At 68.1% G+C, this 24,231-nt stretch carries 24 protein-coding genes and 1 pseudogene; 20 read left to right on the top strand and 5 right to left on the bottom strand.

Features of this window, described 5'->3' with window-relative positions; genetic code table 11:
* The first annotated feature begins 43 nt into the window (after positions 1-43).
* From BM204_RS18155 to BM204_RS18105, 11 genes are all read left to right on the top strand, one after another.
* Positions 44-1,300: an aromatic ring-hydroxylating oxygenase subunit alpha gene (locus tag BM204_RS18155; RefSeq protein ID WP_091116335.1), complete on the top strand. Its 1,257-nt coding sequence runs from the start codon at positions 44-46 to the stop codon at positions 1,298-1,300.
* Positions 1,293-1,589, top strand: a complete 297-nt coding sequence (locus tag BM204_RS18150; protein ID WP_143099827.1) for a hypothetical protein — start codon at positions 1,293-1,295, stop codon at positions 1,587-1,589. Before BM204_RS18155 ends, BM204_RS18150 begins: the two co-directional genes overlap by 8 nt.
* Complete coding sequence (locus tag BM204_RS18145) at positions 1,589-2,254, top strand: HAD-IA family hydrolase (RefSeq protein WP_091116331.1); 666 nt, start codon at positions 1,589-1,591, stop codon at positions 2,252-2,254. Before BM204_RS18150 ends, BM204_RS18145 begins: the two co-directional genes overlap by 1 nt.
* Positions 2,247-3,215 carry a PDR/VanB family oxidoreductase gene (locus tag BM204_RS18140; protein ID WP_091116330.1) on the top strand — a complete coding sequence of 323 codons (969 nt, stop codon included), beginning with the start codon at positions 2,247-2,249 and terminating at the stop codon, positions 3,213-3,215. Before BM204_RS18145 ends, BM204_RS18140 begins: the two co-directional genes overlap by 8 nt.
* Positions 3,215-4,018: a 2-keto-4-pentenoate hydratase gene (locus BM204_RS18135; RefSeq protein ID WP_091116327.1), complete on the top strand. Its 804-nt coding sequence runs from the start codon at positions 3,215-3,217 to the stop codon at positions 4,016-4,018. The genes BM204_RS18140 and BM204_RS18135 overlap by 1 nt, the downstream gene beginning before the upstream one ends.
* Positions 4,015-5,022: an acetaldehyde dehydrogenase (acetylating) gene (locus BM204_RS18130; RefSeq protein WP_281290207.1), complete on the top strand. Its 1,008-nt coding sequence runs from the start codon at positions 4,015-4,017 to the stop codon at positions 5,020-5,022. Before BM204_RS18135 ends, BM204_RS18130 begins: the two co-directional genes overlap by 4 nt.
* Positions 5,023-5,078: 56 nt before the next feature.
* Positions 5,079-6,167, top strand: coding sequence for a 4-hydroxy-2-oxovalerate aldolase (dmpG, locus tag BM204_RS18125; protein WP_246166421.1), 1,089 nt, complete (start codon positions 5,079-5,081; stop codon positions 6,165-6,167).
* Entirely contained in the window at positions 6,167-6,985 is an 819-nt protein-coding gene (locus tag BM204_RS18120) for a 2-keto-4-pentenoate hydratase (RefSeq protein WP_091116321.1), read from the top strand. The genes dmpG and BM204_RS18120 overlap by 1 nt, the downstream gene beginning before the upstream one ends.
* A 4-nt stretch (positions 6,986-6,989) precedes the next feature.
* Positions 6,990-7,199, top strand: coding sequence for a tautomerase family protein (locus BM204_RS18115; protein WP_091116319.1), 210 nt, complete (start codon positions 6,990-6,992; stop codon positions 7,197-7,199).
* Positions 7,196-8,638 carry an aldehyde dehydrogenase gene (locus BM204_RS18110; protein ID WP_174813034.1) on the top strand — a complete coding sequence of 481 codons (1,443 nt, stop codon included), beginning with the start codon at positions 7,196-7,198 and terminating at the stop codon, positions 8,636-8,638. The genes BM204_RS18115 and BM204_RS18110 overlap by 4 nt, the downstream gene beginning before the upstream one ends.
* A gap of 276 nt (positions 8,639-8,914) precedes the next feature.
* Entirely contained in the window at positions 8,915-9,691 is a 777-nt protein-coding gene (locus BM204_RS18105) for a DinB family protein (RefSeq protein ID WP_091116316.1), read from the top strand.
* A 134-nt stretch (positions 9,692-9,825) separates the two neighbouring features.
* Here BM204_RS18105 and BM204_RS18100 read toward each other — a convergent pair whose 3' ends face one another.
* Positions 9,826-10,752: a MerR family transcriptional regulator gene (locus tag BM204_RS18100; protein WP_091116313.1), complete on the bottom strand. Its 927-nt coding sequence runs from the start codon at positions 10,750-10,752 to the stop codon at positions 9,826-9,828.
* Positions 10,753-11,084: 332 nt separating this feature from the next.
* Here BM204_RS18100 and BM204_RS18095 point away from each other — a divergent pair, with 332 nt between their 5' ends.
* Together BM204_RS18095 and BM204_RS18090 are read left to right on the top strand one after the other, a co-directional pair.
* Entirely contained in the window at positions 11,085-11,684 is a 600-nt protein-coding gene (locus BM204_RS18095; protein ID WP_091116311.1) for a hypothetical protein, read from the top strand.
* Positions 11,681-12,175: an RNA polymerase sigma factor gene (locus BM204_RS18090; RefSeq protein ID WP_091116308.1), complete on the top strand. Its 495-nt coding sequence runs from the start codon at positions 11,681-11,683 to the stop codon at positions 12,173-12,175. The genes BM204_RS18095 and BM204_RS18090 overlap by 4 nt, the downstream gene beginning before the upstream one ends.
* A gap of 601 nt (positions 12,176-12,776) precedes the next feature.
* On the opposite strand, the gene BM204_RS22800 is transcribed toward BM204_RS18090, so the two are convergent.
* Both BM204_RS22800 and BM204_RS18080 read right to left on the bottom strand, forming a co-directional pair.
* Positions 12,777-12,956: a hypothetical protein gene (locus tag BM204_RS22800; RefSeq protein WP_170259236.1), complete on the bottom strand. Its 180-nt coding sequence runs from the start codon at positions 12,954-12,956 to the stop codon at positions 12,777-12,779.
* Entirely contained in the window at positions 12,953-13,453 is a 501-nt protein-coding gene (locus tag BM204_RS18080) for a glycosyltransferase family 2 protein (RefSeq protein WP_174813035.1), read from the bottom strand. The genes BM204_RS22800 and BM204_RS18080 overlap by 4 nt, the downstream gene beginning before the upstream one ends.
* 171 nt (positions 13,454-13,624) lie before the next feature.
* Here BM204_RS18080 and BM204_RS18075 point away from each other — a divergent pair, with 171 nt between their 5' ends.
* From BM204_RS18075 to BM204_RS18055, 5 genes are all read left to right on the top strand, one after another.
* Positions 13,625-15,028 (top strand): amino acid permease, encoded by a 1,404-nt coding sequence (locus BM204_RS18075; RefSeq protein ID WP_091116306.1) that lies wholly within the window; start codon positions 13,625-13,627, stop codon positions 15,026-15,028.
* Complete coding sequence (locus BM204_RS18070; protein WP_091116304.1) at positions 15,025-16,251, top strand: arginine deiminase; 1,227 nt, start codon at positions 15,025-15,027, stop codon at positions 16,249-16,251. Before BM204_RS18075 ends, BM204_RS18070 begins: the two co-directional genes overlap by 4 nt.
* A complete protein-coding gene (gene argF, locus BM204_RS18065) occupies positions 16,251-17,249 on the top strand; it encodes an ornithine carbamoyltransferase (RefSeq protein WP_091116301.1) in 999 nt (332 codons plus the stop codon). The genes BM204_RS18070 and argF overlap by 1 nt, the downstream gene beginning before the upstream one ends.
* On the top strand, positions 17,246-19,855 hold the full coding sequence (locus tag BM204_RS18060; protein WP_091116299.1) for a cation-translocating P-type ATPase: 2,610 nt from the start codon (positions 17,246-17,248) through the stop codon (positions 19,853-19,855). The genes argF and BM204_RS18060 overlap by 4 nt, the downstream gene beginning before the upstream one ends.
* Positions 19,856-19,954: 99 nt before the next feature.
* Complete coding sequence (locus BM204_RS18055) at positions 19,955-20,806, top strand: slipin family protein (RefSeq protein WP_091116298.1); 852 nt, start codon at positions 19,955-19,957, stop codon at positions 20,804-20,806.
* A gap of 192 nt (positions 20,807-20,998) precedes the next feature.
* On the opposite strand, the gene BM204_RS18045 is transcribed toward BM204_RS18055, so the two are convergent.
* Both BM204_RS18045 and BM204_RS18040 read right to left on the bottom strand, forming a co-directional pair.
* Positions 20,999-21,919: a universal stress protein gene (locus BM204_RS18045; RefSeq protein WP_170259241.1), complete on the bottom strand. Its 921-nt coding sequence runs from the start codon at positions 21,917-21,919 to the stop codon at positions 20,999-21,001.
* A gap of 83 nt (positions 21,920-22,002) precedes the next feature.
* Entirely contained in the window at positions 22,003-22,185 is a 183-nt protein-coding gene (locus BM204_RS18040; RefSeq protein ID WP_091116291.1) for a hypothetical protein, read from the bottom strand.
* Positions 22,186-22,719: 534 nt separating this feature from the next.
* Here BM204_RS18040 and BM204_RS22330 point away from each other — a divergent pair.
* On the top strand, positions 22,720-22,977 hold the full coding sequence (locus tag BM204_RS22330; protein WP_143099826.1) for a hypothetical protein: 258 nt from the start codon (positions 22,720-22,722) through the stop codon (positions 22,975-22,977).
* Positions 22,978-23,539: 562 nt separating this feature from the next.
* Positions 23,540-24,231 (top strand): annotated as a pseudogene (locus tag BM204_RS18030) (hypothetical protein); the annotation flags it as partial.

Raw genomic sequence — 24,231 nt, 5'->3', positions numbered from 1 at the left:
GACGTCGGCGACCCGAACCACCAGACGAGAAGGAGCAACACCGATGTTGACCGTTGAACAGAACGAAGAGATGACCCAGGTCGGACCCGGCACCCGGATGGGCGAACTGCTCCGCCGCTACTGGTACCCCATCGCGTTCGAGCAGGACTTCGACACCAAGCCCAGCAAGACCGTGCGGTTGCTCGGCGAGAACTGGACGCTCTACAAGACCCCGTCCGGCAAGTACGGGATCATCGGCGAGGCCTGCCCCCACAGGCGCGCGTCGCTGACCTACGGAATCGTGCACGAGGATGGCATCCGCTGCGGTTACCACGGTTGGAAATACGACTTCGACGGACAGTGCGTCGAGCAGCCGGCCGAGAACGACAACACCACGTTCCGCGAGAAGATCAAGGCCAAGGCCGGCTCCGCACAGACGATGGGCGGGATGGTCTGGGTGTACGTCGGCCCCGGTCCGGTGCCCGAGCTGCCCCCGTTCGACGTCTACGTGCTCGACGGCATTCGCGAGGTCGGCACAGCGACCTTGCCGTGCAACTGGCTGCAGATCATGGAGAACTCCGTCGACCCGCACCATGTCGAGTGGCTGCACGGCGCCTACTTCCAGTTCCTGGGCGAGACCCAGGGCTTCGAGGCGCCCAAGTCCTTCCAGAAGAAGCACATGAAGGTCGCGTTCGAAGAGTTCGAGTACGGCATCATCAAGCGCCGCGTGCTCGAGGGCCACGGCGAGGAAAGCGACGACTGGGCCATCGGCCACCCGCTGATGTTCCCCTACGGCATGCGCGTCGGCGGCCAGTGGATCGACCAGATGCAGATCCGGGTGCCGATCGACGACACGACGACCTGGAAGCTTTTCTACACCCTGCACCACCCCGAGGGTGGGGAGTGGGAGAAGCAGGATCGGCCTGCGGTCTACGAGTTCCCGTTCCGCGACGAGAACGGCGGGTTCATCACTGACTACGTCGAGGGCCAGGACGTGATGGCGTGGGTCTCGCAAGGCGCGATCACTGACCGCTCGCAAGAACACCTCGGGCGCTCCGACCAGGGCGTTGCGATGCTCCGCAAGATGTTCAAGGAGGCCATGGCAGCGGTGGAGGACGGCGAGGACCCCCCGGGCGTCGTACGAGAGAAGCACGACGTCATCCACCTGCCCTGCGAGAAGGACAAGTTTGGTGCCGGCACCGAGTTCGTCGACGCGTGGATCAACGGCGGGTCGATGCGCTACAGCCCGATCCGTGAAGAGCTCCTCGCTCTGCACCACGCCGCAGCGGAAGCGCGCGATAAGGCCGGCTCCGGTGCCTGATCTCAACGAGGAAGCGCTACGCGAGGCCTATCACGGGCCGATGCCGGCGCTACCTCCAGACCCCCACAGGCTCCCGCCGGCGGGCGAGTGGTTCGCCTCGGACGCCGCCCACCATCTCCTGGACAAGCCCAAGTTCTGCCCCGGTTGCGCCGCGTCCCTGGACCGTGGCCTGATCACCGAGTGGTGGAGCGCCACCGACCGGATCTTCCTGACCTGGTGCGCGGAGTGCCACTGGAGCGGCAACGTGGTGCTCTTCGACCGGGCCATCATCGAGGAACCGGAGCACTGATGTCTGCTGCCCTGGTGCTCGACTTCGGCGGCCCGGTGCTGCTGACTCCCTTCGAGCTCGTCGCTGACCAGCCCGGGACCCCGGCGTACGAGCTGCTCCACCAACGAGGGCCGCTGGCCACGGCGGAGCAGCCGGACCAGGTGTGGGAGGACCTGCAGGCCGGCCGGATCACCGAGCGCGCCTATTGGGATGCACGAGCCGAGCAGTGGCACGAGTCGGGTGGGGAGGAGCCGGACATCCGGGCGATGATCGCGCATCTCTACGACCCGCCACGGCCTGAGCTGGTGCGCGAGCATGCTCGCGCCCTGGTCAGGGACGCGCGTGAGGCCGGACGTCGGATCGGCATCCTCACCAATGACCTTCGAGCGTTCCACTCCGAGGAGTGGATCGAGAGGATCGAGATCGTGGGTGACATGGACGTTGTCGTCGATGGCTCCGTCGAGGGCCACCTCAAGCCCGACCCGCGGCTCTACGAGTTGCTCGCCGAGCGGCTCGGCGTGTCGTACGCCGAGATGGTCTTCCTTGACGACCAGCGCACCAACATCCGCGGTGCCGAGGCACTGGGCATCGCCTCGGTGTGGTTCGACGTCACGGACCCGGACACGTCGTACGCCGAGGTGCGACAGCTCCTCGGACTTCCGCCCGACGGAGCGCAGCATGGGTGAGCAGCGCGAGCTCCGCGTCACGGCGATGACCTGGGAGGCCGAAGGAGTGCTCTCCATCAAGCTGTCGCGGATCGAGAGCAACGACCCACTTCCGCCGTGGCAGCCCGGTGCCCACATCGACGTCTATGTCTCCGACGGCACCACCCGGCAGTACTCCCTGTGCGGAGACCCGCGCGACCTGTCGTCGTACGACATCGCGGTGCTGCGCGAACCCGAGGGCCGTGGCGGCTCGGCGTATCTCCATGACGAGCTGCGGGTGGGTCAGCGGCTGCTGGTCACCCGTCCCAAGCAGAGCTTCGCCCTGGAGGAGGCGCCGTTCCATGCCCTGGTCGCAGGTGGTGTGGGCATCACGCCGATCTTGGCTTTCGCCGAGCACCTGGCCAGGGAAGCGCAGCCGTTCCGGCTCACCTACGGCGGACGCACCGAGGACTCGATGGCATTCCGCACCCGACTCGGCGGGCTCGGAGATCGAGTGCAGCTGCTCGCCGAGGACCGCGATGGCAGGCCCGACCTCGAGGAGGTCGTGCGGCAACTGCCCGAGGGTGGTCTGGTCTACGTCTGCGGACCGCTTGCCTTGCTGCGGGCAGTGCAAGCTGCGGCCGAACTGGTGCACGGCCCCGATCAGGACATCGTCCGCTTCGAGCTGTTCAGCAGGGTGGGTGTCGAGCCCGCCGAGGCGGCTTCACTGGACGCCGACAACTACGAGCTCGTGCTGGCGAGGTCCGGGCACACCCTGCGACTGGCCCCCGAAGCCAACATCCTCGACGTCGTGCTCGCGTTGGGCGTGGACGTCGAGAACGACTGCCGTGACGGCATCTGCGGATCCTGCATCACCCCGGTCCTGGCCGGCACCGTCGACCACCGTGACCTGGTTCTGACCAAGAAGGAGCAGGCCGCGATGAACCAGATGCTGATCTGCTGCTCGAAGCCCACCTGCGCCCGACTGGAGCTCGACCTGTGATGGACGACAAGACCCGCGCCGACGCCGCACAGCTGTTGTTCGAGGCCTACTCGAACGGCAAGCCGGTCTCGCCGCTCACGTCGACGTACGACGACCTGACGTTGGAGGACGCCTACGCCATCCAGCTGTTGCAGATCGACTGGTTCCTCGAGCAGGGGCGCAGCGTCAAGGGGCACAAGGTCGGTCTGACCAGCGTTGCGATGCAGCGGCTGCTCGGCGTGGACCAGCCCGACTACGGCCACCTGCTCGACGACTTCTTCCACCTCGAGCATGAGCCGATCGCAATGGGACGGTTCCTCCAACCCCGCATCGAGCCGGAGGTGGCCTTCGTCCTCAAGCGCCGGCTGCGCGGACCTGGAGTAACCGCACACGAGGCGATCGCTGCCGTCGACTTTGTGCTTCCAGCGTTGGAGATCGTGGATAGTCGCATCGAGGACTGGAAGATCGGGCTGTTCGACACCATCGCCGACAACGCCAGCTCCGGCGCGGTGGTGCTCGGCTCGACTCCGACGGCAATCTCCGATGTCGACCTGCGACTTGCTGGAACGGTGATGACCCAGAACGGCACGGTCGTCGGCACCGGCGCAGGTGGCGCCGTCCTCGGTTCGCCACTGCGGTCCCTGGTCTGGCTCGCCAACACGGTGGGTGCGCGCGGAGTGACGCTCGAAGAAGGGCAGGTGGTGCTGCCGGGTTCGGTGTGCGCCATGGTGCCCGTCTCTGCCGGAGACAGCGTGACCGCCACATTCGCCGGACTGGGCAGCGTGACTGCCCTGTTCGCTCCCGATGAAGAGGATTCCGCATGAGTTCCATGAGCGTGACCAAGGCCAGTGCTGCCATCGTCGGACCCGGCAACATCGGCACCGACCTGATGTTCAAGCTGATGCGACGCAGCGACATCATCGAGCCGCGCTACATGGTCGGCGTCGACCCCACCTCCGATGGGCTCGCTCGGGCCAAGCGGCTCGGGTTGGAGACGACCTCAGACGGGGTGGACTGGCTGCTCGCCCAGGACGAACTTCCCGACATCGTCTTCGAGGCCACCTCCGCGAAGGCTCATCAGGCCCATGCCCAGCGGTACGCCGACGCCGGCATCCTCGCGGTCGACTTGACCCCGGCGGCGATCGGGCCCTACCTGTGCCCGCCGGTCAACCTGTCCTTCAACCTCGAAGCCGCCAACGTCAACATGATCACGTGCGGCGGCCAGGCGACCGTGCCCATGGTGCATGCGGTTTCCTCGATCGTCCCCGTGCCGTACGCCGAGATCGTCGCCTCCGTCTCCAGTCGCTCCGCAGGCCCGGGCACCCGCGCGAACATCGACGAGTTCACCGAGACCACGGCCTCCGCGGTAGAAGTCGTGGGCGGAGCCCAACGAGGCAGGGCGATCATCATCCTCAACCCGGTCGAGCCGCCATTGATGATGCGCAACACGGTGTTCTGTGCGATCCCGCCCGAGGCGGGGGAGCCGGGTGATCTCCAGGACCGGTTGTTGGAATCGATCCACGCAATGGAGCGCACCGTTCAGGAGTACGTCCCTGGCTACCACTTGCGCGCCGCCCCCCAGTTCGACCCGGCTCGCGAGGGCTGGAACGGCCAGGCGCGGGTGTTCATCCCGATCGAGGTCAGGGGTCGAGGCGACTACTTGCCCGACTACGCAGGCAACCTGGACATCATCACTGCGGCGGCCGCCCGCGTCGGCGACCTGATGGTCGCGCACCGGCTAGGTGTCGCGACGACGTGGAAGTCGTCAGCTGACCTGGGTGACCTCGCCGACCCGTTGACCGGCGTACGACAAGAAGCAGGTGTCTGAATCCCATGGGTGACATGACGATCCGACCCGACGATATTCCTGTCGTGGGTCGAGAGGTGACCGAGACCGAGGTCCTCGAGAACCAGGTGGCGGCCGGCGGCGAGTGCGATCTGCGCATCACCGACTCCACGCTGCGAGACGGCTCTCACGCGATGAGCCACCAGTTCACCGAGGAGCAGGTGCGTGGCGTGGTCTCCGCGCTGGACCGCGCTGGAGTGCAGGTGATCGAGGTGAGCCACGGGGACGGGCTTGGTGGCTCGAGCTTCAACTACGGATTCAGCAAGGTGGATGAGTTCGACCTCATCGCGGCTGCGGTGGACGAGGCGACGCAGGCGAAGATCGCGGTCCTGATGCTCCCCGGGCTGGCCACGGTCAAGCACCTCAAGCGGGCCCACGCGGTGGGCGCCTCGGTGGCCCGGATTGCCACCCACTGCACCGAGGCCGATGTGTCGCTCCAGCACTTCGAGGAGGCCCGGGCACTGGGCATGGAGACCGTCGGCTTCCTGATGCTCGCGCACCGTGCGTCCCCGGAGCTGCTGGCGCGCAACGCCAGGACCATGGTCGACGCTGGCGCGCAGTGCGTGTACGTCGTCGACTCGGCCGGTGCGCTGGTGCTCGTCGACGCCCAGGAGCGGGTGCAGGCCCTCATCGATGAAATCGGAGGCGACGGCGCCCAGGTTGGGTTCCACGGCCACCAGAACCTCAGCCTGGGCATTGCCAACTCCGTGCTGGCCTATCAGGCAGGCGCGAAACAGATCGACGGTGCGTTGTGCGCTCTCGGAGCGGGTGCGGGAAACTCCCCGACCGAGGTGCTCGCGGCCACCTTCCAGCGGATGGGCATCCGCACCGGCATCGATCTTGGTGAGGTGCTCTCGGCAGCCGAGGAGGTGGTGCGCCCCTTCATCCCACGGCTGCCCTGGATGGACCGGTCCTCGATCACCCAGGGGTACGCCGGGGTCTACTCATCGTTCCTGCTGCACGCCGAGCGGGCTGCGGAGCGCTACGGCGTGCCCGCCCACGAGATCCTGCAGAAGGTCGGCGAATACGGCTACGTCGGGGGCCAGGAGGACATGATCATTGACATCGCCCTCGAACTCGCCGAGACACGATCACTCGGCAACCTGGCTGCTGCGGGGGCGCGCTGATGGCGACCGTGGGCGCGGCCCCGGCACCGAAGGGCGGCTGGGACATCGAGACGGTCGCTGCAGAACTGCTCCGGTGCGAGGACGCGCGGATCGAGAGGCCCGCCTTCACCGATGAGTGGCCCGAGCTGGACCTCGACACCGGCTACGCGATCCAGGACCTCAACCTGCGCCATCGCCTGGAGCGCGGCGAAAGGCTGGTTGGAGTCAAGCTCGGCCTGACCAGTCGTGCGAAGCAGGTGCGCATGGGCGTGGACTTCCCGTTCGTCGCCTGGCTGACGGACGCGATGATCCTTCCGGTGGGCGACCCGGTGCCCCAGTCGAGGTTGATCCACCCGCGGGTCGAACCGGAGATCGTGTTCGTGATGGGCAAGAAGCTCGAAGGCCCCGGGGTCAGCTGTGCCACGGCCATGGCCGCCGTCGAGTCGGTATGGGGCGGCGCGGAGATCATCGACAGCCGCTACCAGAACTTCCGATTCACTGCCGGCGACGTCGCGGCCGACAATGCCTCATCTGGCGCCTTCGTCACGGGGCCGATCGGACTACCCCCCGCACAACTCGATCTGAGCCTCGAAGCGGTGCTGGTCGAGGTCAACGGCGTGGTCGTCGACTCCGCCACCGGCGCCGCCGTACAGGGCCACCCTGGCGAGGCGCTCGCGCTGGCGGCCAATGACCTGGCCAGGCGCGGCCACGCGGTCGAGTCGGGCTGGATCGTCCTGACCGGCGGGATGACCGACGCAGTCTTCGCGCCTCCTGGGGCCTCGATCGCGATGCACTTCACCCATCTGGGTTCGGTGTTCCTCAACGGCGGAAAGGCCTGAGGTCATGCCATTCATCGAAGTGACGCTCGTGGAGGGCCGCAGCCCCGAACAGTTGCGAGCCCTGATCAGCGGACTCACCCAGGCAGCCTCCGCCGCGGTCGACGCGCCCATGGGGAACATCCGTGTGGTCATCAGAGAAGTCCCTCCGACCCACTGGGCTGCTGGAGACGTGACGATCGCCGAGAGAACGATGCGCGAAGAAGGCACCACATGAGCGACCTGAACTTCTTCGGGCACATCATCGATGGCGAAGAGGTGCCCTCGGTCGACGGGGCCAGGTTCGAGGTGTGGAACCCCTGGACCCAGGAAGTGTGGGCCGAGGCCGCCGAGGGCGGGCCCGACGATGCCGCCCTCGCCGTCGCGAGCTCGCGCCGCGCCTTCGACGAGGGGCCGTGGCCACGGATGGCGCGCGCCGAGCGGGCGGCAGCGATCCACCGACTTGCGGACCTCATGGATGAGCGCGCAGATGACTTGGCGACGCTGGACACGACCAACATGGCCAAGCCATTCGCCCAAGCCCAGCACGACGTTGCCCGCTCGATCTGGAACTTCCGCTTCTTCGCCGACCACCAGCGCGACCACTGCGGCGAGGTCTACCCGATGGACTCGGGCCACCACTCCTACAGCGAGTACGGACCGGCCGGCGTCGTGGCCGCTATCAGCCCATGGAATTTCCCACTGATGATGGCGACCTGGAAGATCGCCCCTGCCATCGCCTGGGGCAACACCTGCATCATCAAGCCATCCGAGGACACCCCTGCGTCGGTCACCCTGCTGGGCAGGCTCGCGACCGAAGCAGGCTTTCCGCCCGGCGTGCTCAATGTCCTCAACGGCCACGGCTCACCCGCCGGCGCTTCGCTGACGGCCGACGACCGGGTGGACCGGGTGACCTTCACCGGCTCCTCGACCACGGGCAAGACCGTAATGGCCTCGGCCTCCAGCCACCTCGCGCCGGTCTCCTTGGAGCTCGGCGGGAAGGGCGCGAACATCGTCTTCGAGGACGCCGATCTCGACAACGCCGTTCACTGGGCCGTCGAAGCGATCTTCCGCAACTCCGGGCAGATCTGCCTGGCAGGCTCACGGCTCTTCGTCGCCTCTGCCGTGTACGACGAGTTCATGGACCGCTTCGTGGCAGCCGCGGAGGCGCTGACCATCGGCGACCCCTTCGACCCGAAGACCCGGTTTTCCAGCCTCGCCAGCAAGAAGCACTTCGAGAAGGTGGCGTCGTACGTCGAAGGCGTTGGTCTGGAGGGAGGGAAGATCCTCACCGGGGGAGTCGACACCGAGGGCCGCTGGCTGGTCCGACCGACCATCGTCACCGACCTGCCGCTCACCGCATCGGCGTACTGCGACGAGATCTTCGGGCCGGTGTGTGTCGTCAACCGGTTCGAGTCCGAGGATGAGGTCGTCAGCCTCGCCAACGACACCCGCTACGGGTTGAACGCCATGCTCTTTACCGAGAACCTCTCACGGGCTCATCGGGTTGCTTCCCGGCTCCGAGCCGGCACGGTGTGGGTGAACTGCTTCTTCATCCGGGACCTGCGCACGCCGTTCGGTGGGGTCGGTGACTCCGGCGTTGGACGCGAGGGCGGCAACTTCAGCCGCGAGTTCTTCACCGAGCCCAAGGCCATCGTCATGCAGATCCGGCGCTGATCTCTTGCCTCGTGAGGTGATGACATGGAGCTGGACCTGACCGATCGCGCATTCGTCGGCGTGATGGATCCAGTGTGTTGAGTTGCTGCACCGAGCATCCGACCCGCCGGCAGAGGCGAGCAGGTTCCGGAGCCGTATCGTCCGGAACTGGTTCTAGGGTTGGACCCATGACCACACTGAACGCGACCAACGCCGCCGTCGACGACTCCGACTCCCGCGTGGGCGAGGACCTGCCGCCCGGCCGGTGGCCGGTGGCGGAAGATCCGGCGCTGTGGCATGGCTGAGTTCGGCGAGGAGGACCTGAGTGGCTCGACCTTCGACTGGACCGACCTCAGCGGGTCGACGTTCCGAGCCGCCTCGCTCAGCAATGTCACGATCCGTGGCACCGACCTGCACCACGTGAAGATGACCGGCGTCGAGCTCTGGGACGTCGACATCAGCGGCGAAGTCAGGGGACTGCGGATCAACGGCGTCGACGTGACGGCATACGTCGACGCGGAGGTGGCACGCCGCGAGCCCGACCTGGCCAAGATGCACCCCGACGACCCCGCCGGCTTCCGCGAGGCCTGGGACCTGCTCGAGAAGCTCTGGGACGGCACCGTCGAGCGGGCCCGAAGCCTTGAGCCGGCGCAGCTGCACGAGCAGGTCGACGGGGAGTGGTCGTTCATCGAGACGCTGCGGCACCTCTCGTTCGCGACCGCCTCGTGGGTCCACCGCACGATCGGCGGCGACTCGGCCCCATGGCACCCGCTCGACCTGCCCTGGGACGAGGCACCCGAGGGCAAGGGCTTCCCGCGCGACCGCGCGGCCCTGCCGTCCCTGGAGGAGGTCCTGGAGCTGCGCCGCACTCGGCAGGCCGACGTACGCCGCGTGGTCGAGGGGCTCACCGAGGAGACGCTCGCCGCCGAGACCACCCCGCCGGACGACGCCGGCTGGCCCCCGCCCCGCCCCTTCCCCGTGAAGGAGTGCCTGTCGATCGTGCTCAACGAGGAATGGTGGCACCGGACGTACGCCGAGCGCGACCTCGCGATCCTTGAGCAGCGTCCACACTAGGCCGGGTCGTGACTCCTCATCCCGTCGACTTCGAGTTCAGGCCCGGTGCCGCCTCGGGAGTGGCAGAGGTCAGCTGACGCTGAGCATCAGCGTTGTGGCTGCCGCCGCGACCACGCTGGCTACCGGCGCACCTGTCACACCTCGGCGGCCACCTCTGGGGTCACGGCCTCCGGCATCTGGGCACGGACCAGCGCGGCGGCGTGGGTGAGGTTCTCGCCGAGGTAGGTGCCGGGAACTCCGTGGCGTGCAGAGGAGACCAGGAACGCGGTGCCGGCGTAGAAGACCGGGAGCCCGGTCTCGGCTGCCGCGAGCAACGACTCCACGGCTGGGCGTCTGCGTGTCGCGAGCTGGCAGACGAGCACGACCCCCGCGGCGGATGGTTCCTGCAGTGCGGTGACGATGACGTCGGCGGGGGTGCGGCTCCCCAATGTCCGTGACGCCGTGCCTCGGTCAGCCAGGAGGGCTGCGAATGCGTCGATGCTGAGCGTGTGCCGGTCGTAGGGGCCGACCGCTAGGAGCACGTGGCCCTGAGATGTTGGTGGCGGGGCCAGGACAGTGATCTTGGCGAGCCAAGACCTCACGATGGCGGTGGTCCAGTGTTCTTGTCCGACGTCGCAGCGACCCGTCTCCCACCACACACCCACCAGTCGCATGAGCGGCATCACCACCTCGTCGATGGTCGCTCCCAATCCGCGCTCATCGAGAGCCTGGTCGAGGACGTGGCGGACCGTGGCGCCGTCCCTTGCTGCTGCCGCAGCCATGATCGTCGTAATCGAGGCTCGAGCTGGGTTCAGCTCGTCGACGAGGATCCGGACGCGTCGTGCAGCATCCTGCGGGGTGCGCCCGCCAGCGATCTCGTCGCGCATCAGACCGAGCTGGACGAGTGCAGCGGCGTCGTAGCGCCGGTGCCCGCCCGCGGTCCTGAGGGTGGGGGGCATGGCATAGCGACGTTCCCACGAACGCAGCGTCGGAGCCGGCACGCCCAGGAGCTCACTGGCGCGGTGGATGAGCAACCGGCCGTCTGAGGGGGTCTCGGCGGCGCCGGTGCGTTCTGTGCTCATCTGCCTTCCTGACGTCGGGTGCGATCCCTGGCGAGAGATGGGACCTGTGCTGAACGTAGCGGTTGCACCGAGCTGGGCAGCAACAGAGCGTCAACTCTGCGCCGCAGTCCTGAGATGAACCCGGGGTAGGACGACACCTCAGCAGGGGAGGGGACTGCCCCAGGTTTGGTTGACACTCTGATGTGCCCCGACTCCACGGAACCCGGGGCACATCAAGGCGTGGAGAGGGGGCGTCGCGGTCCGCTTCTGGGTGCAAGATTCGAGGGGCGATGGACGAACAGGCCCGCTCGGTACATGTACTGGGCAACGGATCACAAGCCTGAGGAGTAGAGATGTCTTCGTTCGACGAGCAGCTTGCGCTGTCTTCGCCCCCCGTTCCCGCTCGGTCACTGGAACTCGATGCTGAGTTCGTCCGCGTCATCGCACAAGCCGAGGGCTCTGCCGTGCCGCGGCGGAAGCTTCGTAGCAGGAGCGTGGTGATCGGCAGCGTGGTCGCGCTGGGAGCACTCGGTGCCGGGGGCGCCGCAGCTGCAGCCGGGCTCGTTCCGTGGTTTGAGTCGGCGCCGTTACACGGTGTCGTGACCACCTCGACGGACGCTCGGTGCACCCTGACGTTCGGCGTGAAGGAGCTGGACGTTCCGGCCGCTCCCGTCAGCGATGCCGTGAGGGCGCGGGCAAAGGCTGCTGCCGAGAAGTACCTGAAGGACTTTGATCTTTCGACACTGAGCGTCGCTCAGGCAACGCGGGCGGTGTCTCCGCGTTCGACGGTGGACTCGGAGACGGGTCCAGCGATGACGGTCGATGAGCATGAGGTGAACGCCGTCTACGAAGAGGTCGGGCGGCGCGTCGACGCTGAACTCGTCGAGCAGCACCTTCCCGTGACGGCCGTGAGTCTGTCGATGGCTAGCGCGTGTGATGGCGACGATCGGTGACTGCCGTGGACCGGGCCACGGCGCGCACCGCGCTTCGTGAAGCTTCAAGCGATCTGCTCGCCTACTTCGTCCGTCGAGTGACGTCGCCTGAGGATGCGGCTGACCTCTACGGCGAAGTCATGCTGACGGCTTGGAAGAAGATCCAAAAGATGCCGGAGGCCTCCGAGCGCCAGCGAATGTGGTTGTTCGTGATCGCAGCGCACACCCTCAGCAACTATCGGCGAACCGCCTCGCGACGGTTGGAGCTGACGGAGAGACTTCGCCATCATGCTGCGGCGAGCACGCCGGCCCCGGAGAACGCCTATGCGGTGCGTGATGCGGTGTTACGACTACACCAGGCCCAACGTGAGTTGGTGATGCTCATTCACTGGGATGGGTTCACGATCGTGGAAGCGGCTGAGATTCTCGGCTTGAACCCGTCCACCGCACGCAGCCGCTACGCCGCGGCTCGGGAGCTACTTCGGGATGCATTGGTCGACGAGAAGGCGTGAGACCTTCCGGTCAGGATTCCACCGGGCTTTCTCAATGCTCTCGCTGCGACGTGCTCCTCGGCCTCAAAGGCCTTCGTGTCACCGACGCTCATTGCGATCAGGACACCGGAGCACTGACAGTGTCGGTCGAGTCGCCGCCGTCGGTGATGGCATGCCGCACATGCGGCGTCGTCGCGCAAAGCCACGGGCGACGGGGATGCTCGCCTGGTCGACGCCCCGTGCTTTGACCGGCCCGCCAACCTGATCTGGCGGAAACGGACTTGGCGCTGTGCCGAGCCGTCCTGTCCGGTCGGGACGTTCACCGAGCAAGACCCCGAGGTTGCCAAGCCGCGGGCGCTGCTCACGACCGGGCATGCTGGTGGGCGATCAATCAGATCCGCCGCGAGCACGGCTCGGTCGCCGGGATCGCCCGCCAGCTCGGCACGACGTGGAGCACGGGCTGGACCTCGATCCGACCGTTGCTGCAGACCATGACCGAGAACGAGACCCGGTTCGCCGGTGTGACGCGCCTTGGAGTCGATGAGCACGTCTGGCACCACGTCAGCGAATTCCCGATCGATGCGCATGCTGCTGATCGGCGACGGACTCACTCACACGCACCTCAGGTTGAAGGAGCCCGATTCCTGTGGGAGAACCAGTCGGCGACGTACAGCTTCGGGAGCATCTTGGCGATGGCCAGGGCGGCGTACATCATCGTGTTGATGGCGACGAACGCCGCGAGCACACCGAAGAGGTCGGAGCGCAGGAGCGAGGACGGGAACAAGATCCCCCACGGCGTCATGGTGCGCCGGGCCGGTCGAGCGGCTCGGCCACCGGTGTCGGGGCGTGTCTCCGGCTGGCCTCTCGTCCGAGCCAGATGTCCACGATCCCCCTGGTGTGGACGGTGCAGAGAAACGCGGAGAAGAGCAGCTCAGGGAACAGCGTCGCGCCCAGAAGGCGCGCTCGCCAGCCCCCTCGCCAGACGGTCAGGACCCGCTCGATCATGAACAGCAAGCCGACCCCGAACCAGAACGGGAACCAGACCCACCTGTCCAGCGACAAGGCCATGACGAGCACGAGCAGCAGGTAGGCGCCCAGCGCGACGACGCCGTAGCCGATGCCGCGCTGCTGGGCCCAGTGGCGGAAGGTCTGCGGTGTCGTCCCGTCAGTGCCGTGGTTCTCGAGTGCACCCCGCTGCCAGCGCAGGCGTTGGGCCCACAGGGAGCCCCAGCCGGGCATCAGCTCGGTGACGACCGTGCACTGCGCGGGCGAGACCACCAACGCGCCGAGCGACTTCAACGCGATGGTGAGCTCGTTGTCCTCGGTGAGGGCGATGGTGTCGCCGCAGGTCCGGGATCGGGGTGTGGGACCAACACGTCGACAGATGTGACCTTCGGCCCTGACCCGCGTGGCCGCGAGCGTGGTCCCGTGAGGTTGGACGGAGCACCCGCCTTCGCCGGAGGAGGCGTCATGACGCACGTGCAGGATGGCCAGGCGACCACGTCGGTCGATGAGACGGAGCATTTGAGGCTGCCGCAGTCGACGGCGCTGGTCATGGGCAGCATCATCGGGGTCGGCATCTTCAGCCTCCCGTATGCCATCGCGTCCTACGGACCGATCAGCTTGGTGGCCATGGGCATAGCGACGGCGGGCGCCATCGCTCTCGCCGTGATGTTCGCGGTGATGTCGCGTCGGCTCCCCGCAGACGGTGGCCCTTACGCCTACGCCCGTGCCGCGTTCGGCAACGGCCTGGGCTTCAGCAACGCCTGGTCCTACTGGATCACCGCCTGGGCGGGGAACGCCGCCATCGCGGTGGGCTGGGTGTACTACGTGGAGACCTTCGTCAACAAGGGCAGCGCCGTCGGCTGGTCGATCCTGATCGCGCTGGTCGGCCTGTGGATCCCCGCCGCCGTCAACCTCACCGGCATCCGCAACATGGGCGTCTTCCAGGTCTGGACCACGGTCCTCAAGTTCATCCCGTTGGCCCTGATGTCGACGGTCGGGCTGTTCTTCATCTCCACCGCGAACTTCACGCCCTGGAACACCAGCGGCGACAGCAACATCTCCGCCATCGGCGGGGCGATGGCGATCTGCCTCTTCAGCTACCTGGGTGTCGAGACGGCGTCGGTCGCCGCCGCCAAGGTGCGCGACCCCCGTCGCAACGTCGGTCGCTCCACGATCTACGGGACGCTCGCGAGCGGTGTGGTCTACATGCTGTCCCTGGTCGCCGTCTTCGGCATCCTGCCGGCCAGCGCCCTGGCGCTCGACGGCAACAAGGCGTCTTACTCGGCGGCCGCGGACGCGATCGTCGGCAGCGGATCCTGGGCCGGCACGCTGGTCGCCCTCGCGGTGATCGTCTCCGGCATCGGAGCCCTGAACGGATGGACCATGATCGTGGCGGAGATGCCCCTGGCCGCGGCCAAGGACGGGCTCTTCCCGCAGAGGTTCGGTCAGCTGTCGACGCGAGGCGTGCCCGCCTTCGGCATCATCTCCTCGACCATCCTGGCGTCCCTCGCCGTCGTCCTGAGCTACCTCGGGACCAGCGGTGCGACCGTGTTCACGACGCTGGTCCTGATGACCGGGATCACCTCGGCCATCCCTTACGCGTTCTCGGCGCTCGCCCAGATCAGCTGGCGCTGGCACGACCACCAGCGTGGCCACACCCCGCGCTTCTACCTCGACCTCGCGGTCGCAGTAGTCTCGCTCGCTGTCTCGATCGCCTTCATCTACTACTCGCGCAACACCGGCAGCTCCTGGTACGTCGTGTGGGGGCCGTTCCTCATGGCCGGCGGTGCATCCGTTCTCGGCATCCCGGTCTACCTGCGGATGCGCGGCTCGATGACGCAGGCCGAGCCCGTGGGGGAGTACCGGTGAGCTTCCACGTCGACTCCGAGGTCGGACTGCTCAAGCAGGCGATCGTCCACCGACCCGGCCTCGAGCTGAGCCGGCTCACCCCCGCCAACGTCGAGGAGCTCCTCTTCGACGACGTCATGTGGGCCGACCGCGCCCGGCAGGAGCACGACGCGTTCGTGGTCCAGCTCGAGGCCCGAGGTGTCGTGGTGCACGAGTTCGCCACGCTCCTGGCCGAGGCCCTCGACCAGCCCGGAGCGCGCGAGTTCCTCCAGGACCGGCTCGCCACCGCCACCAGGTTCGGTCCGGCGCTGGACGAGCCGCTGGACGAGCTCGTTGAGTCCACGGATGCCCCGCTGCTGGCCGAGTTGCTGATCGGCGGGCTGCTGAAGAGCGACGTCGCGTCGCTGCTCAGTGCACCGAGCCTGCTGATGGAGTACCTCGCCCCGGACGACTTCCTGCTGCGCCCGCTGCCGAATCACCTCTTCCAGCGCGACAACTCGGCCTGGGTGTACGACGGCGTGTCGGTGAACCCGATGGCCAAGCCGGCCCGACAGCGCGAGACCATCAACTCGCGGGTCGTCTACAACTTCCATCCGATGTTCACGGCGACCGAGGTGAACTTCCTCTACGGCAACGACTCCCTGGCGCACGACACCGCCACCATCGAGGGCGGTGACATCACCGTCATCGGCAACCGTGCCGTCATGATCGGCATGGGGGAGCGGTCCACCCCCCAAGGTGTCGAGCTCCTCGCCCGTAGCCTCTTCAAGGCCGGCACCGTCGACACGGTCATCGTGGTCGAGCTGCCGAAGGAGCGCGCGTTCATGCACCTGGACACCGTGATGACCATGATCGACCGCGACGCGTTCTGCGTGTATCCGTTCCTGCCCAGCGCGCTTCGCTCCTTCACGCTGAGGGCGGTCGGTGACGGCGGTGCCTTCAAGATCGAGGAGAACTTCGAGCTCTGGTCGGTCGTGGCCGAAGCGCTCGGTTTCGACGACCTCCGGATCCTGCGGACCCCGATCGACAAGAGGGGTGCCGAGCGTGAGCAGTGGGACGACGGCAACAACTTCCTGGCGGTCGCTCCTGGCGTCATCCTCGGCTACGAACGCAACGTCACGACCAACCGATACCTCACCGACGAAGGCATCACAGTGGTGCCAGTGGTCGGTGAGGAGCTCGGCCGGGGCCGCGGAGGGCCGCGGTGCATGACCTGTCCCATCGAGCGCGAGGCGGTCTCGTGATGGGGTTGCACGGGCGCAGCTTCCTCAAGGAGCTCGACTTCACCCCCGACGAGTGGCGGTCCCTGTTGACCTCGGCGGCGGATCTCAAGCAGGCCAAGCGGGGTCGGACCGAGGTGCAACGCCTGGTCGGCGCGAACATCGCCCTGATCTTCGAGAAGGCCTCCACGCGCACTCGATGTGCCTTCGAGGTGGCAGCGCACGACCAGGGTGCCTCCGTGACCTACCTCGACCCCTCCGGCTCTCACATCGGCCACAAGGAGTCGGCCAAGGACTCCGCCCGGGTGCTCGGTCGCATGTACGACGGCATCGAGTACCGCGGCTTCAGCCAGACCACGGCCGAGACGCTGGCCACCTTCTCCGGTGTCCCGGTGTGGAACGGGCTCACCGACAAGTGGCATCCCACCCAGTCGCTCTGCGACATGCTCACCATGCGCGAGCACGCGGGCAAGCCAGACCACGAGATCTCGTTCGCCTTCGTCGGTGACGCCCGTGACAACACCGCCAACTCGCTGCTCGTCGCCGGGGCCATGCTCGGCATGGACGTCCGAATGGTGGCCCCCGCGTCGCTCGGCAACCCCGAGGACGTCATCAGTTCCGCACGCGGAGTCGCAGCGACGACCGGCGCCAGGATCACCTGCACCAGCGACATCGCCTCCGGCACCGCCGAGGTGGACTTCGTCTACACCGATGTCTGGGTGTCGATGGGCGAGCCCGTCGAGGCCTGGGCTGACCGGATCGAGGTCCTCACGCCCTACCAGGTCACGGCAGACCTGCTCCGGCGCACCGGCAACCCCGACGTGAAGTTCATGCACTGCCTGCCGGCCTTCCACGACCGGGGGACGGAGGTCGGTGAGGAGCTGTTCCAGAAGACCGGCCTGAGCGCCCTCGAGGTCACCGACGAGGTCTTCGAGTCACCGGCCTCCATCGTCTTCGACCAGGCGGAGAACAGGATGCACACGATCAAGGCGGTCCTGGTCGCCACGTTGGCGTCGCAGTGACGGTGGCCCAGGCCTCGGCGGCTGCGGGTCTGTCGGCTTCGGAGGCGCTCCTGCGTCACGAGAGGGACGGCGCGAACGCCGTGCCGCCCCCACGTCGTACGCCGGCCTGGCGCCTCCTGCTGGCTCAGCTCACCCACTTCTTCGCAGGCATGCTGTGGGGCGCAGCCCTGCTGGCGCTCCTCGCAGGGATGGCGACCCTGGCCGGCGCCATCGGCGTGATCGTGCTCCTCAACGGGGTGTTCGCCTTCGTGCAGGAGCACAAGGCCGACCGGGCCGCGGACGAGCTCAACGCGATGATGCCTGCGACCACTCGCGTGCGTCGGGACGGTGAGACGCTCAGCGTCCCGGTGGCGGACCTGGTGCTCGACGACGTCGTCCTGCTCGAGGCCGGCGATCGGGTCGGAGCCGACCTGCGCGTCCTCGAGGCCCACGAGCTCACCATGGACGAGTCCATGCTGACCGGCGAGAGCGTGCCCGCTCCACGGGAGGCCGGTGGTGACGTCTTCGCGGGGACCTTCGCGGTCCAGGGCGACGGCACCGGAATCGTGGTCGCCATCGGCACGAGCACCAGGTTGGCCGGCATCGCCGCCCTCACCGACCAGGCCCGACGCCCGCCCAGCCCGCTGTCGGTGCAGCTGCACAAGCTGGTCATCGTCGTCGCGGTCATCGCTGTGGCAGTGGGGGTCCTGGTGTCCGGGGCGTCCCTGCTCCTGGGGTCCGGGGTGACCGCTGCCCTGCTGCTCGGTGTCGGGGTCATGGTTGCTCTCGTCCCCGAGGGACTGCTGCCCACCGTGACCCTCTCGCTGGCCCGGGGCGCCCAGCGAATGGCCGACCAGAATGCGTTGGTCCGTCGCCTGGAGGCCGTCGAGACGCTCGGGGCGACGACCTTCATCTGCACCGACAAGACCGGGACCCTGACGCGCAACGAGATGTCGGTCGTCGAGGGATGGACCCCGGCGGGGACCTTCCGCTCCACCGGCACTGGCTACGAGCCAGCAGGTCACGTGGCAGCAGAGCCCGACGTGCTGGTCCTCGCAACCCTCGCAGCGACCGGCGCTCTCGCGTGCACGACCGGACGGAGCGCCTTGCGTGACGGTCGCTGGGTCGCCGAGGGCGATCCCATGGACGCTGCCCTCGACGCGTTCGCCCGTCGACTCGCGGTGGGCGAGCAGGCGACCCCCCGGGCGCGTCGACCGTTCACCGCCGCTGCCAGGTCCAGTGCGGCCGTCCTCGACGGGACCGCCTACGTCATGGGGGCGCCGGAGGTGCTGCTGGATCTGTGCTCAGGGACCTCCCCGGACAGGACCGAGTGGGCGCAGCTGGCCGAGATGTCCGGCCGAGGCCGCCGGGTCATCGCAGTGGCGCGGTCGCGCACGACCTCACCCGCGAGCGCCGACGACCCCGAGGAGACGCTCGCGGCAGCCATGGCGGGTGGCCTCGAGATTCTCGCTCTCCTGGGCATTCAGGACCCTCCGCGTGCCGAGGTCGCGGACGCCGTGGCGCTGTGTCATCGCGCTGGCATCAGGCTGGCGATGATCACCGGAGACAGTGCGGCCACCGCTGCTGCGGTCGCCAGCGAGGTGGGCCTCCTCGGGCCCACAGGTGTCGTGGTCGAGGGTGCCGACCTCCCTGGCACCGACCTCGAGATCGCCGAGCTCCTGGACCGTCAGGACGGCGCGGTGGTGGCCCGCGTGACCCCCGCGGACAAGCTGCGCATCGCCCGCGCCCTGCGCACCCACGGCCACGTCGTCGCGATGACGGGCGACGGGGTCAACGACGCCGCCGCCCTGCGAGAAGCCGACGTCGGCGTGGCGATGGGCAGGTCCGGGAGCGACGTGGCCAGGGAGGCGGCCGACCTCGTGCTCCTCGACGACAGCTTCGCCACCATCCCCAAGGCCATCCAGCTCGGCCGCGGCACCTTCGCGAACATCCGCCGCTTCCTGACCTTCCACCTCACCGACAACGTCGCCGAGCTCGTCCCCTTCGTCCTGTGGGCCTTGACGGGCAGCGAGATCCCGCTCGCCATCGGTGTGCTGCAGGTCCTCGCACTCGACATCGGCACCGACATGCTGCCTGCTCTCGCGTTGGGTGCCGAGCCCGCCAACGAGCGCACCATGAGCGGACCCCGGCGGACGACCGACGTCGTCGATGCTCGACTGATGCGACGCGCGCTGCTGGTGCTGGGGCCTACCGAGGCGCTGCTCTCGATGGGCGCGTTCATCACGGTCCTGATGATGGGCGGCTGGACCTACGGCGAGGACGCGTCGGTCGGCCTGCTCTCGGTCGCCTCGGGCACGGCGTTCGCGGTCATCGCGGTCGCCCAGATCGCCAACGCGTTCGCGTGCCGCAGCGAGACCCGGCCGGCGTGGCGCGTCGATCCTCGCCGCAACCCCTTCGTCGTCGGCGCCGTCGCCGTCGAGGCGTTGCTCCTCGTCGGGTTCCTCGGCATCCCGTGGGTCGCCGACCTGCTCGGTGGGGCGTGGCCCTCGGTCACCGGGTGGCTGTTCTGCCTCCTGGCCTTCGTGACGATCCCCGTGGTGGACGCGGCACACAAGGGTTTCCTCCATGCCCGCAGGACGCGAGTCACCCAGGGCGACCTGACCTGACGGGGGGTCGTTCGGCTCGAGTGCCGGGACCTCTGACCCTGACCTCCGGACACGAGGCGTGGTGCGCTGGAACCACAGACAACTCGGCAGGAGCCACCCATGACCACCCTCGCAACCACGCTCGTCGTCCTGCTCGCCCTCGTCGTCCTCGGGCTGCTCATGGCCATCAAGGTCGTCAAGCAGTACGAGCAGGGCGTGGTGTTCCGGCTGGGCCGGGTCCGTGGTCCCCTTGACCCGGGACTGCGCGCGATCATCCCGCTCGTCGACGTCATGCATCGGGTGTCGCGGCGGATCGTGACCATGCCGATCCAGTCGCAGGGGATCATCACCCGCGACAACGTGAGCGTCGACGTCTCGGCCGTCGCCTACTTCCGGGTGGTCGACACCGTGAAGTCGGTCGTGGCCATCGAGAACGTCTACTCGGCCATCGACCAGATCGCCCAGACCACCCTGCGCAAGGTCGTGGGCCAGCACACGCTGGACGAGACGCTCTCCGAAACAGACCGGATCAACCTCGACATCCGCGAGATCCTCGACGTCACCACCATCGTGTGGGGGGTCGAGGTCACGCTCGTCGAGCTCAAGGACATCCAGCTTCCCGAGACGATGAAGCGCGCCATGGCCCGGCAGGCCGAGGCCGAGCGCGAGAAGCGGGCCAAGATCATCAACGCCGAGGGCGAGTCCCTCGCGGCAGCCGCGCTCGGCGATGCCTCGGACATCATGATGGCCCACCCGCTCGCACTGCAGCTCCGCAACCTCCAGAGCCTGGTGGACATCGGCGTCGACAAGAACACGACCGTCGTCTTCCCGGCGCCACTGATGACCACGATTGCCGAGCTGGGGTCGTTCCTCGCCCGCGAGAAGGCGGCTGCGGCACTGCCCGCCACACCCCTCCCCGAGGTGTCGCCGCTCGTGAGCAACGGCGTCAAGCCCGGTGGCTCCTCCACCTGACGAGGTGGCGGGCGTCGTTGTAGGCGAGCAACCCGGGGAACGTCGAGACGAAGTCCGCCTGGAACCGCACGACGAGCAGGTGATCGAGCCGGTCGTAGCTGTAGAGACTCCCCCTGCACTGCCCTATCTGGACGAACCACGGCCAGGCGTCGGCCGCACGAGGCACGTCCGACGCGGCGTGCTGGCCGCACCTCACACCGCGGTCGGGAGCTGTGGGCCGAGTGCGGGAGCGGGCACCACCGCGACAGCGACGAGGGCATGCTCGAGGACAGCCGGAGCCACGGAGTCATGGACGAGGTCGGCGAGGAGGCTGGTGCGGCGACGCCCGATGACGACGAGGTCGACGTCGGGGGCGGGAGCTAGGAGCTGTTGGTCGGCGAAGCCGGAGACCAGCTGCACGGTCACCTCGACGTCGGGGAACTTCTCGGCCATCCCCGCGAGAGACTCCGAGACGAGGGCGCGGTCCGCCTCGAGGTCGGGCAGGAGCTCACCCCCGCGGGCGGGTGCCACCGGGGGGGCGATCGAGTAGCAGTGGAGAACGCTCAGGGCGCACCCTCGGAACGAGGCAATGCGGTAGGCGAACTCGATGGCGGGCAGCGAGACCTCCGTCCCGTCCACGCCGACCACGATCCGCTGCTCGGACCGGACCGCCTCGCGGCCGCGACGTACGACGACCGGGCACGGGGCGTGCTTGGAGACCGAGACGCTGACAGAGCCCAGCAGCAGGCTGGCGACGGGTCCGCGGCCACGCGAGCCGACGACGACCATCGCGGCGTGCTCGCCCAGGGCGAGCAGGACGGTCCGTGGGTCGGACACGCTCAGGACGTCATGCACCCGCAGGTGCGGGTCGCGCTCGTGGGCGTGGGCGGCAGCGGCGGAGAGCAGTGCCTGCGCATCGGCGCGTGCGTCGTTTAGGAGTCGGCCGTAGTCGAGTCCGCTCGAGCCGTACAGGCCCACCGCCTGAGTGCCCATCGCCATGATGGCGTGCACGATCGTGAGCGTGCGCTGCTCGAGGGCGGCCTGCTCGATGGCCCAGTCGAGGGCGTCGTCCGACCAGGGTGAGCCGTCGATGCCGACGACGATGCTGCCTGCGGGTACGTCTGGTGTGTCCATGGGTCCACCATCGTCGTGGCGACCTTCGCCGCCCATGGGCGAAGTCCCTTCATCGTCGGGTCCTTCGGCACCTCCGGGACGGGTCATGGTGATGAGCTGATCTGGTCCAGCGCCAGCGAGATGACGTGGGTTGCCGCCAGCCCGGCTCCGCCGCCCAGGACGGACCCGGCGAGGAGGAGCCCCAGGACGGTGCCGGTCAAGGACCAACCGCGGTGTCGCTCGGTGTAGGACGCCACGGTGCGCGGTGCGGGTCTCGGGTCGGACATCAGACGTCGGCCGTCATGGCGGAGCCCCTCTGCTGGGGAGGGAGCCCGAGATGCCTCGACTCGGATGCGCGGGATCGCGACCCTGGTGCCTCCAGCATCACCGTCGCGGAAGGCGGCGGGTCTCGACAGGGCCGGTCGTCGGCCCGGCACGGGACTTTCGGCACTGGGGGCGCGGGGGCGCGGGGGCACGGGGCGCGGGGGCGCGGGGGCACGGGGCACGGGAGCGTGGAGACGAGGCTCAGCTCGCGGGAGCTCGCCTCGCCCTCCAGCGGGCCGTCGTCGCCCGCCGCCTGCACCAGCGCCGGGTCGGCGAGCACGCCGATGTGCTGCCGCCCGGACAGGTCATGGCCTCGGTCGTGCGGGTCGCGCGCACTGGAGCTACGCGGGTGTCCGAGGCCTCTCATCCCGGCTGCTGCGGAACGGGCTGTCAGAGAGCTCTTCGCATCCTTGAGGGCCCGCAGTGCTCTGCATGCAACGACCTCTCCACGGACGGTCCACGGAGAAGGACGATCCGCGATCTGATCAGACCACGACGTGCCCGACGTGCCCGACGTCCCAACGCGTCTGCGACGTCTTCTCGAGGCAAACCGCCTGGCCGTGGAGCGTCTCGATCTCTCCGCCGCGCTGCACCAGATCGAGGAGGCTGCCGTCGAGAAGGTCGGCGTGCAGTACGGCGCCATCGGGGCGCTGGGCAGCAACGGGGTCTGGACGAGTTCATCCATGACGGCATGGATCCCAAGATGGAGGGCGACAGCAGGTCGGTCGGCTTCCCTCCTCACCACCCGGCCATGAAAAGCTTCCTGGGGGTCTCGCTCCAGGTTCGCGACCAGGTCCTCGGTCATCTGACCTCCACGCTTGAGGATCGGGAGCGGATCGCCCGCAACCTCCATGACCATGTCGTCCAGCCTCCGTTCGGGGCACGTGGGCCGTCAATCGGCAGCAGAGCGTGTCGAGGTGCTGGTGGCCGCTGATGCCTACGCCGTGAGCGCCGAGGTGCTCGACGACGGCAAGGGACTCGTCGCCGGTGTCGCCCTGAGCGGCCTCGCCAACCTATGGGCGCATGCCGATGTAGTGGGATGCTCCACGCTCGGCGAGGAGGTCCGACAAACAGCGCATGGAGAACCGGAGCTCTCACACGAAGGTCTCGACTTGCTCTCCACGACCCGGACCTGGTGTCGACGGCCGGTCTGGTGCCCGCTGCAAGGTGAGCACCCGGCCCCGCACGACCCTCGTGCCGCAGGCTCTAGCCGGCGCCCTCGACGCGAGGTTCCTCGCAACAATCAGTCGAGCCCAAGTTGGGAACCCTGTGCACTTGCGCTTGTCAAGCGAACGTCTCTTCGACTGCACTAGATGCATGACAGCCGGCGCCATCATCGACCCCCACGAGGTCGACGACGATGCGCCCACACCCACTGACCTCATCGACCAGGTCCGCGCCGCGAAGGCAGCAGAGAACGCTGCCGGGTTGCGGATGTTCCACCTCGCGATCGCGTGGGCCCACGCCCACCCCGAGACCCCCGGCGACCAGTCCTGGAAGGCACCACGAGCTTCCTATGTCCCGGGTGAGCCGATGGGCGACGGGTCCCCGGTCACCGGTGACCTCGATGAGGTGCAGTGGTTCGGGATCCCCCCCATCACCTGGTCCGCCGCCGCCCCCTTCGCCACAGCTAACGCGATGTCCACCGCAGCCGGGAAGGCGTTCCTGCGTGACTGCCTCGTGATCCGCCACCGCATGCCCAGGGTCTACGCCAAGGTGGTGGCCGGGAAGGTCGCGGTGTGGCGGGCCCGGCGCATCGCGGGCGCCGTCCTCGGCGCACCCAGAGACGTCATCGCCCACGTCGACCGTGCCATCGCCCCCGTCGCCGGCACCGCCGGGTTGATCACCCTCGACCGCCTCATCGACGAAGCGATGCTCCTCCTGCACGCCGAAGAGGTCGAGGCAGCATCCCTCGAAGCCCTCGAACACCGCCACGTCACCCTCGATGAGAGGTCGATCGGTCATACCGGGATCGCGGAGATGACCATCCGCGCCGACTGGGCCGACCT

It is taken from the genome of Nocardioides psychrotolerans (assembly GCF_900113685.1).
GTDB lineage: Bacteria > Actinomycetota > Actinomycetes > Propionibacteriales > Nocardioidaceae > Nocardioides > Nocardioides psychrotolerans.
The sequence above is the reverse complement of the archived record's forward strand: the minus strand, read 5'-3'. Positions and strand labels throughout refer to the sequence as shown.